At 70.1% G+C, this 15465-nt stretch carries 11 protein-coding genes; 4 read left to right on the top strand and 7 right to left on the bottom strand.

The window, feature by feature from the left end; all coding sequences use genetic code 11:
• Window positions 1-75: 75 nt before the first annotated feature.
• The gene (locus A2G96_RS29910) at window positions 76-402 is read right to left on the bottom strand and encodes an RNA chaperone Hfq (protein WP_062803739.1); all 327 of its coding nucleotides are present in this window, start codon (window positions 400-402) and stop codon (window positions 76-78) included.
• An 857-nt stretch (window positions 403-1259) separates the two neighbouring features.
• Complete coding sequence (locus tag A2G96_RS29905) at window positions 1260-2216, bottom strand: oxygenase MpaB family protein (RefSeq protein WP_062803738.1); 957 nt, start codon at window positions 2214-2216, stop codon at window positions 1260-1262.
• A 257-nt stretch (window positions 2217-2473) separates the two neighbouring features.
• On the opposite strand from A2G96_RS29905, the gene A2G96_RS29900 reads away from it, so the two are divergent.
• Together A2G96_RS29900 and A2G96_RS34195 are read left to right on the top strand one after the other, a co-directional pair.
• Window positions 2474-2746 (top strand): hypothetical protein, encoded by a 273-nt coding sequence (locus A2G96_RS29900; protein ID WP_179949071.1) that lies wholly within the window; start codon window positions 2474-2476, stop codon window positions 2744-2746.
• 29 nt (window positions 2747-2775) lie between these two features.
• A complete protein-coding gene (locus A2G96_RS34195) occupies window positions 2776-3462 on the top strand; it encodes a BON domain-containing protein (protein ID WP_231909699.1) in 687 nt (228 codons plus the stop codon).
• A gap of 120 nt (window positions 3463-3582) precedes the next feature.
• Here the strand turns inward: A2G96_RS34195 and ku are convergent, their stop codons facing one another.
• The 4 genes from ku to ligD all read right to left on the bottom strand — a co-directional run bounded on the left by ku (window position 3583) and on the right by ligD (window position 10540).
• Window positions 3583-4650: a non-homologous end joining protein Ku gene (gene ku / locus A2G96_RS29890; RefSeq protein ID WP_062803737.1), complete on the bottom strand. Its 1068-nt coding sequence runs from the start codon at window positions 4648-4650 to the stop codon at window positions 3583-3585.
• Window positions 4651-4866: 216 nt separating this feature from the next.
• Window positions 4867-6912, bottom strand: coding sequence for a hybrid sensor histidine kinase/response regulator (locus A2G96_RS29885; RefSeq protein ID WP_062803736.1), 2046 nt, complete (start codon window positions 6910-6912; stop codon window positions 4867-4869).
• A gap of 270 nt (window positions 6913-7182) precedes the next feature.
• On the bottom strand, window positions 7183-7584 hold the full coding sequence (locus tag A2G96_RS29880; RefSeq protein ID WP_062803735.1) for a hypothetical protein: 402 nt from the start codon (window positions 7582-7584) through the stop codon (window positions 7183-7185).
• A gap of 127 nt (window positions 7585-7711) precedes the next feature.
• The gene (ligD, locus tag A2G96_RS29875; protein ID WP_062803734.1) at window positions 7712-10540 is read right to left on the bottom strand and encodes a DNA ligase D; all 2829 of its coding nucleotides are present in this window, start codon (window positions 10538-10540) and stop codon (window positions 7712-7714) included.
• A 258-nt stretch (window positions 10541-10798) separates the two neighbouring features.
• Between ligD and A2G96_RS29870 the strand changes: the two genes are divergently transcribed.
• The gene (locus A2G96_RS29870) at window positions 10799-11803 is read left to right on the top strand and encodes an SDR family oxidoreductase (RefSeq protein WP_062803733.1); all 1005 of its coding nucleotides are present in this window, start codon (window positions 10799-10801) and stop codon (window positions 11801-11803) included.
• A 242-nt stretch (window positions 11804-12045) separates the two neighbouring features.
• On the top strand, window positions 12046-14043 hold the full coding sequence (locus tag A2G96_RS29865; RefSeq protein WP_062803732.1) for a hybrid sensor histidine kinase/response regulator: 1998 nt from the start codon (window positions 12046-12048) through the stop codon (window positions 14041-14043).
• Here A2G96_RS29865 and A2G96_RS29860 read toward each other — a convergent pair.
• Window positions 14028-15086, bottom strand: coding sequence for a sigma-54 interaction domain-containing protein (locus A2G96_RS29860; protein WP_062804213.1), 1059 nt, complete (start codon window positions 15084-15086; stop codon window positions 14028-14030). The genes A2G96_RS29865 and A2G96_RS29860 overlap by 16 nt on opposite strands.
• Window positions 15087-15465 lie beyond the last annotated feature (379 nt).

Below are 15465 nucleotides of genomic sequence, written 5' to 3'. Positions count from 1 at the left end.
GTGCCGGCAGGGCGGGGGAGGCGCCGTACGACGACGGGCGGCGAGGGTGGGACTGCGTTTGGGCCGTGCGCCGGCCTAGCGGCGCTTGCGCGTACGCGGAATATAGAGCGGCACGAACTCCGGCGCGGCCATCGTTTCCGGGGCGAGCGCGACCTCGTCCGGCGCGCCGGCGGGTGTGACCAGGCAGATGGCACGCTTGTAAACCACGGTAGGCTGGTCGTCGTCGAGTCGCCGGCCGAGCAGCAGCACGAAATCGTCGGCGGCCAGTACCAGCCCGTGCAGCCGGGCGCCGTTGGACAGGTGCACGACCACCGGGGCCTCGCTGATGCTGTATGCGGCGAATTGCTGGGACTGCAGTTGCCGTCGGCTGGGTTGCCTGGGCCGGATTTCCTTCTTCTTCACAACGACTCCGGAAGAGCCCGCAAGGGTTCTGGCGGCTGATAACGGTCCGTTGGCCGGCGGCTTGGGGTGCGGCGCGGCCTGGGCGGCAGGGGAAACATCCGCTCTCGGTAAAGGCGACCGGACTGGCCGCCTGGATTGCGCCCGGACCCGGCCCCGCGTGCGGGCCCCCGGATGTCGCGCAATGGCCGGCGGTTGGCGCTGCCAGAAGAGAAGGGGAATACTTCAGGGGTGAGAGTAACAAAGTTTTACAAGCGTTGACGGATGGCACGCCTTTGATGGTCTAGAGGTAAAACTCTACTAAAGTTGTTGCTTCTTGACAGGGTATTGAGGGAGGCGAATGTGCCAGGCGGGGCGAGCGCAGGCCCGGCCGCTGCCGGCAAGGCCAGGCGGGCATTGGGCCGGCGGGGAATTGCCAGCCTCTGCGAGAAGTAACCTGAAAATGATTTCAGGGGCAGAAGTGCCAGAAATACGCAGAAGCGCGCGTTTCGCGCTAAGGGGAATCCCTGATAGAAGCGGGATTTACACCTCATGTAAGCGCGTTTATATTTCGTAACAAGAGCTGTTTGGGCTCGAGCAGTCCTGGAAAGCCTACGAGCACCCCGCGCGTGGGCTTCTTTTTTGCCCGCGTCGTTACCTTCGCGCTCTGCGGCGCAGTGGCCGGAAGGTCGATAACCTGACCGGCCGTTCGGAATGCCGAGCCACATTTAACGCCACTTCGCCGGCAATCGATTCCCCGAAATACGGGGAAATCTGGCGCTATTTCGGTTTTGCTGTCAGGAAGCGTTCGCTGATCGGCCCTGGTCGGCTGCAACGCACGTCGTTCGCGAGCCTGCGCGGCCTCGATCTCCGCAGTCCCCTCAACCCGTCTGCGCGTCCGTGCCGCGCGCGACGCGTCGCCGGGCCCGGGCCGCCAGGCCGGCGCCCAGTGCCCACCGCAGTGCCGGCGCCAGCACGCGCATGCCGGCCAGCGCCGCGGAACGGCGGACGGAAGGCCCGTCGAGGTCGAGCTGGCGGCGCGCCCATGGCGGCAGCAACGCGATGCCCGCGTCGGCCATGATGCTGACCGCCGGCTGCAGCAGGGGATTGGCCACGGGCATCTTCCTGACCAGCCGCACCACTTCGCGGGTGCGCTCGCTGGCCAGCAGCGCGGGCCGCATCGATTCGAGATAGGCGGCCACTTCGGCGCGCGAGCGCGGCACCTCGGCCGCGCCCAGCAACTGCGCGATGTACGCGACCTCGGCGTAGTAGCGGTCCTGCTCGGCGGCGCCGAGTGGTCCCACATAGCGCAGGTAGCCCGCCAGGAAGCTCGAGACCTCGGCCACATGGACCCAGGTCAGCAGCGCGGGGTCGGTCGCCGCGTAGGGCCGTCCGTCCGGCGCGATGCCGGACACGCCGGTATGGATGCGCCGCACGCGTTCGATCAGCGCCATCGCGTCGGCGCGGCTGCCATAGGTGGTGCCGGCGATGAACTGCGCGGTGCGCCCCAGGCGCCCCTGCATGTCGGTGCGGAAGCTGGAATGGTCCCAGACCCCTGCCAGTGCCAGCGGATGCAGGGTCTGCAGCAGCAAAGCGCTGACGCCGCCGGCCAGCATCGCTGGGAAATCCGCATGCACGCGCCAGCAGACTGCTTCCGGGCCGAACAGGCCGGGGTCGCCGGGCGGGTTGTCGTAGTCCAGGCTCAGGCCGGAATTGCTGCGGGTCAGCGCGCGCACGTGCGCACCGGCCTGTTCACGCAGTCGCGCGGAGAACTGATGCAGCGGGCCGCGGCGCTGCGGCGTGGGGCTGCCCGGGGCGGGGTCGGTGACGCTGGACAAAGCGGGAGCTGCCAGGAAGGCGAGGGGGTTGGATCAGGCCCAGCATACACGGCATGACGGGATGGCGGCGACCTCCGCATGAACCCGCCACCGTGCCGCCGGCGCAAAAAGGGCCGGAGCCCCGTTCAGGGTTCCGGCCTGCCAATCTCCGGCGTATGCCCCTGCGTCAGCACCGCATGTTGCTCACGCACATACCCGGATAGCTGCCTTGTTGTCGCGGCTGGGTGTTACTGCTGGCGTTGTCCGCCCTGTCCGCCTTGTCCACCCTGCTGGCCACCCATCTGCCCGCCCTGGCCGCTTTGCTGGCCGCTGCGCTGGCCGCTTTGCTGGCCAGGCTGCGAGCTGCCGCGGTCCTGCTGCTGCTGTTGGTCCTGCATGCGGTCCTTGTCACCCATTTGCCCGCCGCCTTGTTGTCCCGGTTGCTGCTGGCTGCCGCGTTGGCCAGTTTGCGATTGTTCCTGCTGCTTCTGGCCCTGTTGCGATTGGCCCGACTGCGATTGACCCGGCTGTTGCTGCTGTCCCATTGCTAGCTCCTTGACGCGGCGAACTGCCGCAGACCTTGCTTCGCAATCGCCATGCCAAGCACGACAGCGCCGCCACGCCGCCCGGGGCCGGCGCGATGCGCGCGATGCGCCACGCGCGCGCCGCGGCGCTTTTACAACGCGTGGCCCGATTTACACAGCATCCGGCCCTGTGGCGCAGGCACTGCCGGCACGCCATGGTGGGTATGGAGCTTGCTGAAAAATGCCTTGCCAGTGGCGCCGCGTGCCAGCCCGGCGGCGGGGTGCGCTGGACCGTCAAGGAGGAAGCCATGCGAATTCCACGAACCACCGCGCGCAGCGTGCGCATGGCCTGCGCCGCGGCGCTGGCGGCGGCTGCCGGCAGCGCGCTGGCGCTCGACAAGAGCGGGCTGATCTTCGTTGCGACCGACAATGCGCCGGTGGCGCCGGTCAACTCGGCGCCGGGCATGCCCGGCCGGCCCGATCCGGACAGCAGCGCGGTGACGGGCGTCGATCAGGCCAAGCGCAGCATCGAGGACAGCGCCATCACCACCAGGATCAAGACCCGGCTGCTCGGCACCAAGGATCTCAAGTCCACCGGCATTCATGTGACGACGGTGCAGGGTGCGGTGGAGGTCAGCGGCACGGTGCCGACACAGCAGCAGCGCGACCTGGCGTTGAAGACGATACGCAGCGTCGAGGGCGTGACGTCGGTGAATGACAATTTGAAGGTTTCGACGCGGTGAAGGGGGGCAGTGGAAACTCGACGGGTCGAACTTTGTTGAGACGCTGGCCCTCACCCCGGCCCTCTCCCGCGAGCGGGAGAGGGAGTACCCAAGCGGCACGTTTGAATCCGTAGAAACGGATCAGGCCGCGCGCTTCCTGCTGGTCGTGCCGGTGCTCTTGCGCGCGGCTGGCGCGTGCGATTCGCTCTTGGCGGCGCGCTTGGCGCTGGCGGTTTTCGAGCCGGTGCTGCGCGTGCGCTTGGCCGGGGTGGCGCTGGTCCGTTTGGCGGCAGGCTCCTTGCGTGCAGCGGCGTGCCGCGCGGGGGTCTTGCGGCGCGGGGCCTCCGCTTCCGCTTCGGTTTCGCTCTCGCTCTCGCTCTCGCTCTCTTCCTCCTGCTTGCCCTTGCCGCGCTTGCCCAGGCTCTGGCGCAGCAACGCCACCATGTCGATCACCTTGGCGCCCGCGCGCGGCGCTTCTTCCTCTTCCGCGGCCGGGGTCAGCTGGTGGGTCTTGCCGGATTCGATCTTTTCCTCGATGCGCGCCATCAGGTCGTCGCGGTAGGTGTCGCGGTATTGCTCCGGGGCCCAGTCCTCGGTCATGTCTTCGACCAGCTTGGTGGCCATCTCGATCTCGCGCGCGTGCGCGCCGGTGGGCTTGCCGGTGGCGGCCTTGGGCAGGCGCAGCTCGGCGATCGGCAGTACCTCGTCGGCAAAGCGCATGGTGTTCAGCACCAGCGCGTCGTCATGCACCAGCATCGCCGCCAGGTGCTGGCGCGCGCGCAGCACCACCAGCGCCAGCGCGGCCTTGCCGGTGCGGCGCATGGTTTCGTGCAGCAGCGCATAGCCGCGTTCGCCGCGCTTGTCGGGCTCAAGGTAGTACGGGGTGTCGAAGTAGTACGGCGGAATGCTCTCGGCATCGACAAAGCTGACGATGTCCACGGTCTGCGTGGCCTCGACATTGGCCCGGCGGAAATCCTCGTCGTTGAGCAGCACGTACTCGTCCTTGGCGTACTGGTAGCCCTTGACGATGTGCTCCTTGTCGACCGGCTTGCCGGTGCTCTTGTTGATGCGCTGGTAGCCCACCGGGGCCATGTCGCGCACGTCTAGCAGGTCCAGGTCCAGCGACTGGCTGCGCGACGCGGGGCGAAGGACGACGGGGATGTTGACGAGGCCGAAGGCAATGGCGCCTTTCCAGATGATGCGGGACACTTGATCGCTCCTTTGCCACGGGCGCCGGCGCGTTGCGGCGGCGGTGGCGGCATGTCGCCCGGAGGCGGGTCTTCCACGGGTTGGGGCGGTCCCGGCGGCGGCTCCGGCGGCGGGACTTCGGGCTCGCGGGGAGGGATGTCGGGATCGGGCGTGGTATGCACGGATAGCTCCTTGTTCAAGACTTGGGGGAAGGCTTCGGCCGGCGCAGGCAAGGCGCTAGGCGCGCGCCTCGTCCAGTTCATCCAGCAGCCGCGTCAGCGCGTCCAGGTCCGCGGGCTTGACCAGGTGCTGGTCGAAGCCGGCGGCCAGCGCGCGGCGGCGGTCCTCGGGCTGGCCGAAGCCGGTCAGCGCGACCAGCCTGGCGCCGCGCAGTTCGGGCAGCGCACGCAGCCGGCGCACGGTTTCAAAGCCGTCCATGGCCGGCATGCCCAGGTCCAGCAGTACCAGGTCCGGGCGCGCAGCGCTGGCGCGCGCCAGCGCGCTGGGGCCATCGGGCGCGGTCACCACCGTATGTCCCATCGCCTGCAGCGCCATGGTCATGGCCTCGAGCGCGTCGACGTTGTCATCCACCACCAGGATGCGGCGCGGCAGGTTGCGCCGCGGGCTCGCCTTGCCGGAGCCGGGATGCCAGTTCTGCCACGGCTCGACCGGCAGCGTCACGGTGAAGGTGCTGCCCTGGCCGGGGCCGGCGCTGAAGGCATTGATAGTGCCGCCGTGCAGCTGCACCAGCTTTTGCACCAGCGTCAGGCCAATGCCCGGTCCGGCATGCGGGAAGGCGCTGTGCGGCGCCTCGGCGGGGGCGACGCTGTCCGTGGCCGGGTCCGGCGGGGCCAGCGGATCGAACAGTTGCCGCTGCAGCGCTGCCGACAGGCCGGTGCCGTTGTCGCGCACGCGCACCGTGACCTGTCCGCCCGAGACCGCATCCGGCACGGTCTCCGGCGCGCTGTCGTCGAAGCCGGCCTCGACCGAGATCTCGCCGCCGGCCGGGGTGTAGGCGGCCGCGTTCTGCAGCAGGTTGCTGAAGATCTGCGTCAGGCGCACCAGGTCGCCGCGCACCGGCAGCGGCTGCTCGGGCAGCGACAGCCGCAGCGTGTGGCGGTAGGCATCGAGCACCGGACGCACCGCTTCCACCGCGGTATTGAGCGCGGTGCGCAGCTCCACCAGGTCTTGCCGCAGCGTGATGCGCCCCTGGTTGAAGCGCGAGATGTCGAGCAGCTCGTCGACCAGCCGGGTCAGGTGATGCACCTGCCGGCCGATGATGTCGCGCGCGCGGAACATGTCCTCGCGCGTGGGCGCGAGCTGCTGCAGCAGGTCGGCGGCGCTGCGCAGCGGCGCCAGCGGGTTGCGCAGCTCATGCGCCAGCATCGCCAGGAACTGGTCCTTGCGCCGTTCCTCGTCGCGCAGCGTGCGCCCGGCGCGGTTCTGCAGCGTCACGTCCTGGCAGATCCCGGCAATGCGCAGCGGCGCACTGTCCGCGCTGGCCTGCTTGCCTTCGGTGTCCCCGGTGTCGTCGGCGCCGCCACGGCTGCGCACCGGGAACGCGCGTGCGCGCACTTCACGCGTTTCGCCGCCGGGCAGGGCCAGGGCGAATTCGATGTCCATGCTGCCGTCGCGCAGCATGCTTTCGACGGCGGCTTCCACGCGCGCGCGGTCAACCGGCGCCACGCGTTCCAGGCACAGGCGCGGGTCTTCCATCAGCTGCTCGGCCGAATGGCCGCACACGGTGGCCAGCGACGAGCTGGCAAACAGCAGCCGGCGCGTGGACGGATCGAGGATCCACACCACGTCTGCCAGCGATTCGGCAAGCTGGCGGAACATGTCCTCATGCTCGTGCAGCGCGCGCGAAGTGCGGTGGTAGGCGTCTTCGGCCCCGCGCAGGCGCAGCAGCGCCTGGATGCTGGACAGCAGTTCCTCGGGTTCGGCGGGCTCGACCAGGTAGCCGTCGGCGCCGCAGTTCAGCGCCTCGACGCGCTGGCGCGACTGGGCCAGCCCGGGCGAGGTCAGCAGCACCAGCGTGCGCGCCGTTTGCGGATCTTCCTTGAGCAGGCGGCACACTTCCAGGCCGCTGATGTCGGGCAGCCTGGCCGACAGCAGCACCAGCGACGGCGCGTGCTGGCGCACCAGCGACAGGGCCGAGTGGCCGGTGACGGCCTCGATCACCGAGAAGCCGCCGCGATGCAGGATGCGGCTCTTGACGTAGCGCGGCCCCTCGCGGTCCTCCACATTCAGGATCAGCGCGGCGCGGTTGGCTTGCGGCTTCATGGCTGCACCCCGAGCGGCGGCAAGCCGAGGGCAGCCACGCCGTGTAAAAGCGCGCTGGTATTGGCGTGCCGCGTGTAACTCTTACCACGGTGGCCCATACTGCCTTTGAAAATTCTGCAACCGCCCATCCCCCACATCATCGCCGTCCCCCTTGTTCATCAACAGGCCAGCGGAGTCTTGCGCGGCCCGTTCCGCTTCGCAGTGGCAAGACGCGTGCCGGCCGGGCAGCGGCGCCGGCGGCGCAGAGGGTGGCGCAGAGGGCGTGCGGGGCTAGCGGCGCGCCGCCTCGCCGCTATGGGCTTCGGCGCTGGGCGAGGTGCCGCCTTGCGGGCCGGTGGAGCGCGGCGCTTCGGCGGCCTTCTGCGGGATCTTGCCCGGCTCGGTCCAGCCCTTGTAATCGGTGCCCTTGCCAAAGCGCGCGGCAATGCGGTCCTGCACCACGGCCAGCGCGTCGGCCTGCTGCTTGGCGGTTTCGGCTTCCTTGGCCTTCTTGGCTTCGGCGGCCTGCTGCTGCTCGGGCGTCGGCGGGGGCAGCTTGGCCTGCACCGGTGCGGCCGCGCACGACAGCATGGCGCAGGACACCAGCAGGCGGCGCAGGTTGCGGCGGTTGCGCGGGGCTGCGCCGGTGGTGCCGGCTGCGCGCAGGTTCGCGAGAATCTTGAGTGAGGGCATCGTCAGTCTCCGTACGGTGTTGCCGCCCGGGCGCGGTTTGCTGCGTGGATAGCGCCCGGCCGCGCTCGCCACCAAGGGGCAAGAAATGTGCCGCCGGTCATGGCCGCGAAAACTCCTGTCGCCCGTGCTATCCGGCCCGCGCCAGCCGTGCCGCGGCGCGCGTGATGGCCTGCCGGGTCTCGGCGTAGTCCGCCCACGGGTCGTCCGCCTCGAGCGCGTCCAGCCGGGCTTCGACGTTGGCGACGGTCCATTGCGCGGCGCTGGTCAAGGTGTCCAGTTCCTCCCACGCCACCGGAATCGATACGCCCAGCCCAGGCCGCGCGCGCGCCGAGAATGCGGCCACGGTGGTGGCGCCCATGCCGTTGCGCAGGTAATCGATGAAAATCTTGCCGACGCGATTGCGCGCGCCGCTCTTGGCGACGAAGCGCTGCGGCAGCGTCGCGGCCACATGCAGCACCACGTCGCGCGCGAAATCCTTCAGCTCGTCCCAGCCCGCGCGCGGGGTCACCGGCACCACCACGTGCAGCCCCTTGCCGCCGCTGGTCTTGAGAAAGCTGGCCAGCCCCAGCTCGTCCAGCAGCGCCTTCATCAGCGCGGCCGCCTCCTGCACCTGTGCCCACGGTACCCCCTCGCCGGGGTCGAGGTCGAAGATGATGCGGTTGGGCCGGTCGATGCTGCGCTTGCTCGCATTCCAGGTGTGGAACTCGACCACGTTGAGCTGCGCAGCCGCGACCAGCGCCTCGGCCGAGGCGATTTCCAGCAAGGCGGGATGTCCCGGCCAGAGTCCGGGGTCCAGCACGTTGAGGCCGTCCACGCGCAGCGTGTCGCTGTGGCGCTGGAAGAACTGCTCGCCGCCCACGCCCGATGGCGCGCGCACCATCGCGATCGGCCGGCCGCGCAGGTGCGGCAGCATCAGCGGTGCGGCGCGTTCGTAGTAGCGCACCAGTTCGCCCTTGGTCAGGCCGGACTCGGCATCGATCACGCGCCCGGCGTTGCTGATCGAGACCTTGCCGTCCACTGCGGTCTGGCGCTTTGCTGCGCCGGCCCTGGCTTTGGACGCAGGCTTGGTTGCTGGCTTGGTGGCGGCTTTGGTCGCCGGCTTGTCCTGCGTCGTGGCCGCCGCCTTGCCTTTGTTCGCGGGCGCCGCCGGCTGCTCGACCGAGACCGCGCCGGCGGGCTTGTCGGTGCGCAGGCCGTGGAACACCGCATGGCGCACCCGGCCTTCGCGGGTCCAGCTGCCGAACGAGACTTCGGCCACAAGCTTCGGCCTGACCCAATGCCCGCGCACGCCGGACGGCACGGTGTGGAACGGTGACGCATCGGCGCGCAGCGCGTCGAGCTGCGCGCGCAGTTCGTCGAGCGTGCGGGTGTCGAAGCCGGTGCCGACATTGCCCGCATAGCGCAGGCGCCCGCCGCTGTCATGCACGCCCAGCAGCAGCGAGCCAATGCCATTGCGGCTGCCCTTGGGATCGGTAAAGCCCGCTACCACGAATTCCTGGCGCAGGGTGCATTTGAGCTTGATCCACGTATTGCTGCGCGCGCTGACGTAGCCGGAGTCCACGCGCTTGCCGATCACGCCTTCGAGCTTCATGCGGCACGCCGCGTCGAGCATGTCGCCGGCGCTGGCTTCGAAGTCTTCGCTGAACTGCAGGCGCGGCGACATGTTGTGCTCGAAGACCCGGCGCAGCAGCGCGCGGCGTTCCACCAGCGGCACCTTGCGCAGGTCATGGCCGGCGCAGTAGGGCAGGTCGAACACAAAGTACTGGATGGCTTCGACACGCGCGGTATCGAAGGCATTCTGCAAGGCCTGGAAATCGGTCTCGCCGCGCTTGCCGAGCACCACGATCTCGCCGTCGAGCCAGCCGTCGGGCAGGCCCAGCGCGCCGACATCGCGCGCCAGCGCGCGCAGCTTGCTGGTCCAGTCATGGCCCTGGCGCGTGAACAGCCGCACATCGTTGCCGTCGACGCGCGCCAGCAGCCGGTAGCCGTCGAACTTGATCTCGTAGCGCCAGGCGTCGGCGTCGGGCGGGGGCTTCTCGACCAGCGTCGCCAGTTGCGGCGCCAGCGCCAGCGGCAGCGCCGCGCGCGTGGCGCCGGGCGGTGGCTTCAGCGCGCGGATGGCATCGTGTGCAGCTGGTGCAGGGGCTTCGGGCGCTTCGGCCGCCTTCGTCGCCTTTGTCGCCTTTGTCGCCTTGCCGGCGCCGGCGCGCCTGGCCGCGGGCTTGCGCTGCGTGCCGCCCAGCACGCTGTCGGGCAGGGCTTCGACCACGTCGAACTCCGATGCCGGCACCGCGGCGTCGTCGCGTTCCTTGATCAGCAGCCATGCGTCCTGTTCCTTCTGACGGCTGCCGTGCATGCGCACCAGGGTCCAGTGCCCGTGCAGTTTTTCGCCGCGCAGCTCGAACTTGAGCTTGCCGCTGCGGTAGCCGGCCTCGGGATCGCCCACCGGAACCCAGGTACCGCGGTCCCACACGATCACCGTGCCGGCGCCATAGTGGCCGGCGGGAATCACGCCCTCGAAGCCGGCGTAGTCCATCGGATGGTCTTCGACATGGACCGCCATGCGCTTGTCGGCGGGATCCAGGCTGGGCCCCTTGGGCACGGCCCAGCTCTTCAGCGTGCCGCCCAGCTCCAGCCTGAAGTCGTAGTGCAGCCGCCGCGCCGCATGCTTCTGGATCACGAACGACAGCTCCGCGGCGCGCTTGCGCGGTGCGGCGCGGGCAGCGGCGCCGCTGGGCTCGGGCGTGGCGCCGAAGTCGCGCATGCGGCGGTATTTTTCAAGCGCCGCGGGCGTGCCGGTGGCCCGTGCCGCTGGCCGAACGCTTGCGGCGCGCTTGGTGGCGGGCTTCGCCGAACTCGTCTTGGCGGGCTTGCTGCCCGTCCCGGCGGCAGGCTTGGTCGCGCGCTTGCCAGCGGCGCGCGGCGCGCGCGAGTCCTGCGAAGTGGTCTTGGCCATGGCGGTCGCCGGTTGCGTGGATGCATCCAGCTTAGGCAGCACATGGCCGCGCTGAAATCGGCGCCCGTCCTACATGCCGCGTCGAGCGCAGCAGGATGCGCCCCGGGCGCCATGTGGTTCTTACCAGGCGTTGTAAATCTGCCGTGGACGTCATGCCCCGCCGCCGCGGTCACGGCGGGTCCGCGACGGGAACGCTCCTTGCGACTTTCCACCGATACGCCCGGCGCAGGGCCGGACTCCCACTGGAGGAAGCGGCAGATGAAACCCACCTTGAAGAAAATCAGCTCGCAGGTCATTGTGCTGACCGGCGCCAGCAGCGGCGTTGGGCTGGTCACCGCGCGCAAGGCGGCGCAGCAGGGCGCACGCCTGGTGCTGGTGGCGCGCAGCGAGGGCTCGCTGCACCAGCTGGCGGAAGAGCTGCGCGAGCAGGGTACCGAAGTGATCACGGTGGTCGCGGATGTCGGCCGGCACGACGAGGTCGGCAAGGTGGCGCATGCCGCGATCGAGCGCTTCGGCGGCTTCGACACCTGGATCAACAACGCCGGCGTGACCATCTTCGGGCGCCATTGCGACGTGCCGCTGGAAGACCAGCGCCGTCTGTTCGATACCAACTACTGGGGCACCGTGCACGGATCGCTGGCGGCTGCCGCGCACTTGCGGGAGCGTGGCGGCGCGATCATCAACATGGGCAGCGAGGCCGCCGACGGTCCGATGCCGCTGCAGAGCGCCTACTCGGCCTCGCAGCATGCGATCAAGGGCTTTACCGATTCGCTGCGGCTGGAGCTGGAGCAGGAGCAGGCCCCGGTCAGCGTGACGCTGATCAAGCCCGCCGGCCTGGAAACCCCGCTGGCGATGCACGCCAAGAACTTCCTCGACGTCGAGCCGCGCCTGCCGCCGCCGCTGTATGACCCGGCGCTGGCCGCCGACGCCATCCTGTTCGCCGCGGAGAACCCGCGCCGCGAGCTGTTCGTCGGCGCCGCGGCCAAGGCCTTCTCGGCCGCCGCGTACCATGCGCCGCATACCTTCGACCGCTTTATGCGCCGCTTCATGGGCCGCGCCCAGCAGACCCGCCATCCGGCCGGCCCGCTCGAGGACAATGCGCTCTACGGCAGCGGCAGCGGCCTGCAGGAGCGCACCGGCACCCACACCGCGCTGCATTCCTGCCCGTACACCACCACCGCGCGCTACCCCATGCTGACCACCGCGCTGGTGGTCGGGGCCTCGGCCGCGGTCGCGGCGATGGTCCAGCGGCGCCGCCGCTAGCGCCTGCGCGCCGCACGCTGCCCGCGGGCGGCATGCGTGCGGCCGGCCGCCAATCTCCTTGCTTCCGGAACGCGTGCTGCGCACACGGCGCCGCCATATCGGGTGCCGCATGGGCCGCGAGCGCCTATCATTGACTGGAACGCCCGCGCGCGGGGTAAATCCGTTCAGTTATTGACCGCCGTTCCCGCCTTCGCGGGAATGACGGTAGTGATTGATACCTCCAACCTCTACCCAAGGTCCCCATGTCCGGGCTGCAAGCGGCAACCGAAATTCGCTCGACCCCCCTGCCGCCGGAAAGCGAGGCGGCGCAGCTCGCGCAACGGTATCGCCGCCTGCTCGATGCGGTGCAGGACTGCGCGGTGTTCGAACTCGACGCGCACGGCGTGATCGTGGCGTGGCCCGAGCCGGCGCGCCGGCTGTTCGGCTACAGCGCCGCCGAGATCGCCGGCAGCCATCTGTCGCGGCTGCACCGCCCCGACGACGTTGCCGCCGGCCTGCCGCAGCAATGGCTGGATGCGGCCACGCACGCCGGCCAGGCGCGCGACGAAGGCTGGCGCGTGCGCCGCGACGGCAGCCTGCTGCGCGCCAGCTGCGAGCTGCGGCGCATCGATGCGGCCGACCTGCCCCCCGCTGTGCCAGGCGATGGCGCTGCGCTTGCGCGCGGCGAACCGGCCGCGGGCTTTATCGTGTCGTGCCGCGACACCACGGTGCAGCAGGCCGCCGCCGACCACGCACGCCTGTCCGGCGACAAGCTGCGCCTGCTGGCCGAGAACCTGCCCTGCACCGCGGTCTGCGAACTCTCGCTCGACGGCACCATCCGCAGCTGGAACGCGGGCGCGCGCGCACTCGCCGGCCACACCGCGGAAGAAGCGGCGGGCCGGCCGCTGGCCTGGCTCTATACCCGCCAGGATGCCGCCGCGGGCCGCCCCCAGGCGGCGCTGGAGGCGGCGCGCGCCTGCGGTCAATGGGTCGGCGAGGAGCGCCTGGCGCGCAAGGACGGCTCGGTGGTGCGCTGCGCCACGCGCATGGTGCTGGTGCGCGACGCGGCGGGGTGCCCCGAAGGCCTGCTGTGGACGGCACGCGACCTCAGCGATGCGCTGCGGCTGGAAGTGCTCGATGCCGGCAACCGCCGGCTGCAGTCCTTCCTCGCCATCCTGGCCCACGAGCTGCGCAACCCGCTGGCGCCGGTGCGCAATGCCGTCGAAGTGATCGTGCTGACCCCCGACACCGGCCCGCGCGTGCGCCGCTGCGCCGAGATCATCGACCGCCAGCTGCGCCAGGTGGAGCGGCTGGTCAACGACCTGCTCGACGTGGGCCGCGTCACTGCCGGCAAGCTCAAGATGGAGCTGACGCCGACGTCCTACAACGACGTGGTCACCACCTGCCTGGAAGCGATCCGGCCCACGCTGGAAGCGTCGGGCCAGCAACTGGTGGTGGCGCTGCCGGAGGTATCGCCCTTTGTGCGGGCCGATGCCGCGCGGCTCGGGCAGGTGCTGCTGAACCTGCTCAGCAATGCGGCCAAGTACACCCCGCGCGGGGGGACCGTCAGCGTGCATGTCAGCGTGGAGGCAGAGCGCGTGATCACTGCGGTGTCGGATACCGGCCGCGGGCTGGAACCCGCGGCGCTGGACCGCATCTTCAATCTGTTCGCGCAGGAAAGCGATGCCGGCAGCCGCAGCGGGCTGGGCATCGGCCTGGCGCTGGCCAAGGCCATCCTCGAAGCGCATGGCGGCGCGATCCAGGCCGACAGTGCGGGGGCGGGCAAGGGCAGCACCTTCACCGTGATCCTGCCGCGCGCCAACACGCGTCCGGCCGAGCCCGCCTCGCTGCCGCGGGGCAAGGCGCCGCGCCGGCGCGTGCTGGTGGTCGACGACAATGCCGATTCCGCCGACAGCATGGCCGAACTGCTGACCCTGCTTGGCCACGAGGCCCAGGCGGTGCACAGCGGCCAGCAGGCCGTCGTGGTGGCCGAGGCGTTCCAGCCCGACTGCGTGCTGCTCGATCTGCAGATGCCCGACATGTCGGGCTATGAAGTCCTGGAAGCGCTGCGCAAGGACCTGCGCGGCCGCGCGGTGCAGTTCCTGGCGCTGTCGGGGCGCGGCACCGCCGAGGACCGGCGCCGCAGCCGGCAGGCCGGCTTCGATGCGCACCTGACCAAGCCGCTGTCGATCGAGACCCTGTCGCGCGCCCTGGCCGAGCCGGTGCCGGCCAGCCCTGCGGCGCCTCACAAGGAGCGGTAGGCGTCGAGCCGGTTGTAGAGCGTCTTCAGGCTGATGCCGAGGGCGCGCGCGGCCTGGCGCTTGTCGCCGTCGAAGCGCGCCAGCGTCGCCATGATGATCTCGCGCTGGGTGTCGGCCAGCGTGGTACCGACGCGCACGTTGACCACGCCGTCGACGGTGGTCGGCCGCGGCGCCTGGGTGGCGAGGTTGGGGTTGCCGATCTCCACCACCTTGTCGGCGAGGATAAAGGCGCGGTAGACCGCGTTCTTCAGCTCGCGCACATTGCCGGGCCAGTCGTAGCGCAGCAGGCGGTCGAGCGAACCCGCCGAGAAGCTCTTGTCGGTGCGCTCCATGGCGTTGTATTCGGCCAGGAAGTGGCGTGCCAGCGGCACGATATCGTCGGGCCGCTCGCGCAGCGGGGGGATATGCAAGGGGAACACCGCCAGCCGGTACAGCAGGTCCTCGCGCAGCTGGCCGCCGCGCACGGCTTCGACCGGGTCGCGGTTGGTGGCGGCGAGGATGCGCACGTCGGTGGCGATCAGCGTATCGCCGCCGACGCGGTGGAAGGTGCGGCCTTCCAGCACCCGCAGCAGCTTGATCTGCATCTCCAGCGGCATCTCGGTGACTTCGTCCAGAAACAGCGTGCCGCCCTGGGCCTGCTCGAAGTAGCCCGCCTTCTGCTCGATGGCGCCGGTAAAGCCGCCTTTCTCATGGCCGAACAGTTCGGATTCGATCAGCGTGGGCTGGATCGCGCCGCAGTTGACTGCAATGAAGGGGCCGTTGCGGCGGGCGCTGCGCTCATGCACCGCCCGCGCCACGACTTCCTTGCCCGAGCCGCTTTCCCCCACGGCCAGCATGGTGACATCGGTGGGCGCCACGCGCTCGATCTGCGCCAGCAGGCGCTGCATCGCCGGCGCAGTGCTTTCCCACAGCAGCGACACCTGCGACGGCACGGCGCGGCGCGGCGCTGGCTCGCTCGCGGGCCCGCTGCCGGCGGCGTGGCTGGCGTGGCTGGAAGGGTTGGCGGCGTTGCTGCGCCGCGAGGGGCTGGCGGTCACTGGCACGGGTTGCTGGCCCGACATCGGCCGATCGAGGGTTGCAGGTGGCAGGTTGCCGGGAGAAGTTCCTATGCTAGCCTCTGGCGTGGGGGCTTGCCATAGCGGCGCGCGCCTGCGCGGCAACTTCCGACAGCTGTGTCAGACGGACACCGGCAACGACCGTGCCTGCCCGGGCTTAGACTGGCAATACGCAGTGTGGACCCGCCCCCGCGGACCAGAATCCGCAATCAGGGCCCGTGCCCTCTGTCCCTGCCAGGGCTGCCGTACGCGCCACGCATGAGGCGCGCCGGCGGATTTCCGCAGACCCGGCGCGGTTCGGCGTTGCGGTAGCGGAAGGCAGTGCCGGGGGTTTGCCTTGAGTTCCCATTAGGTCTCACTGACGGAT

The organism is Cupriavidus nantongensis (assembly GCF_001598055.1).
GTDB lineage: Bacteria > Pseudomonadota > Gammaproteobacteria > Burkholderiales > Burkholderiaceae > Cupriavidus > Cupriavidus nantongensis.
The sequence above is the reverse complement of the archived record's forward strand: the minus strand, read 5'-3'. Positions and strand labels throughout refer to the sequence as shown.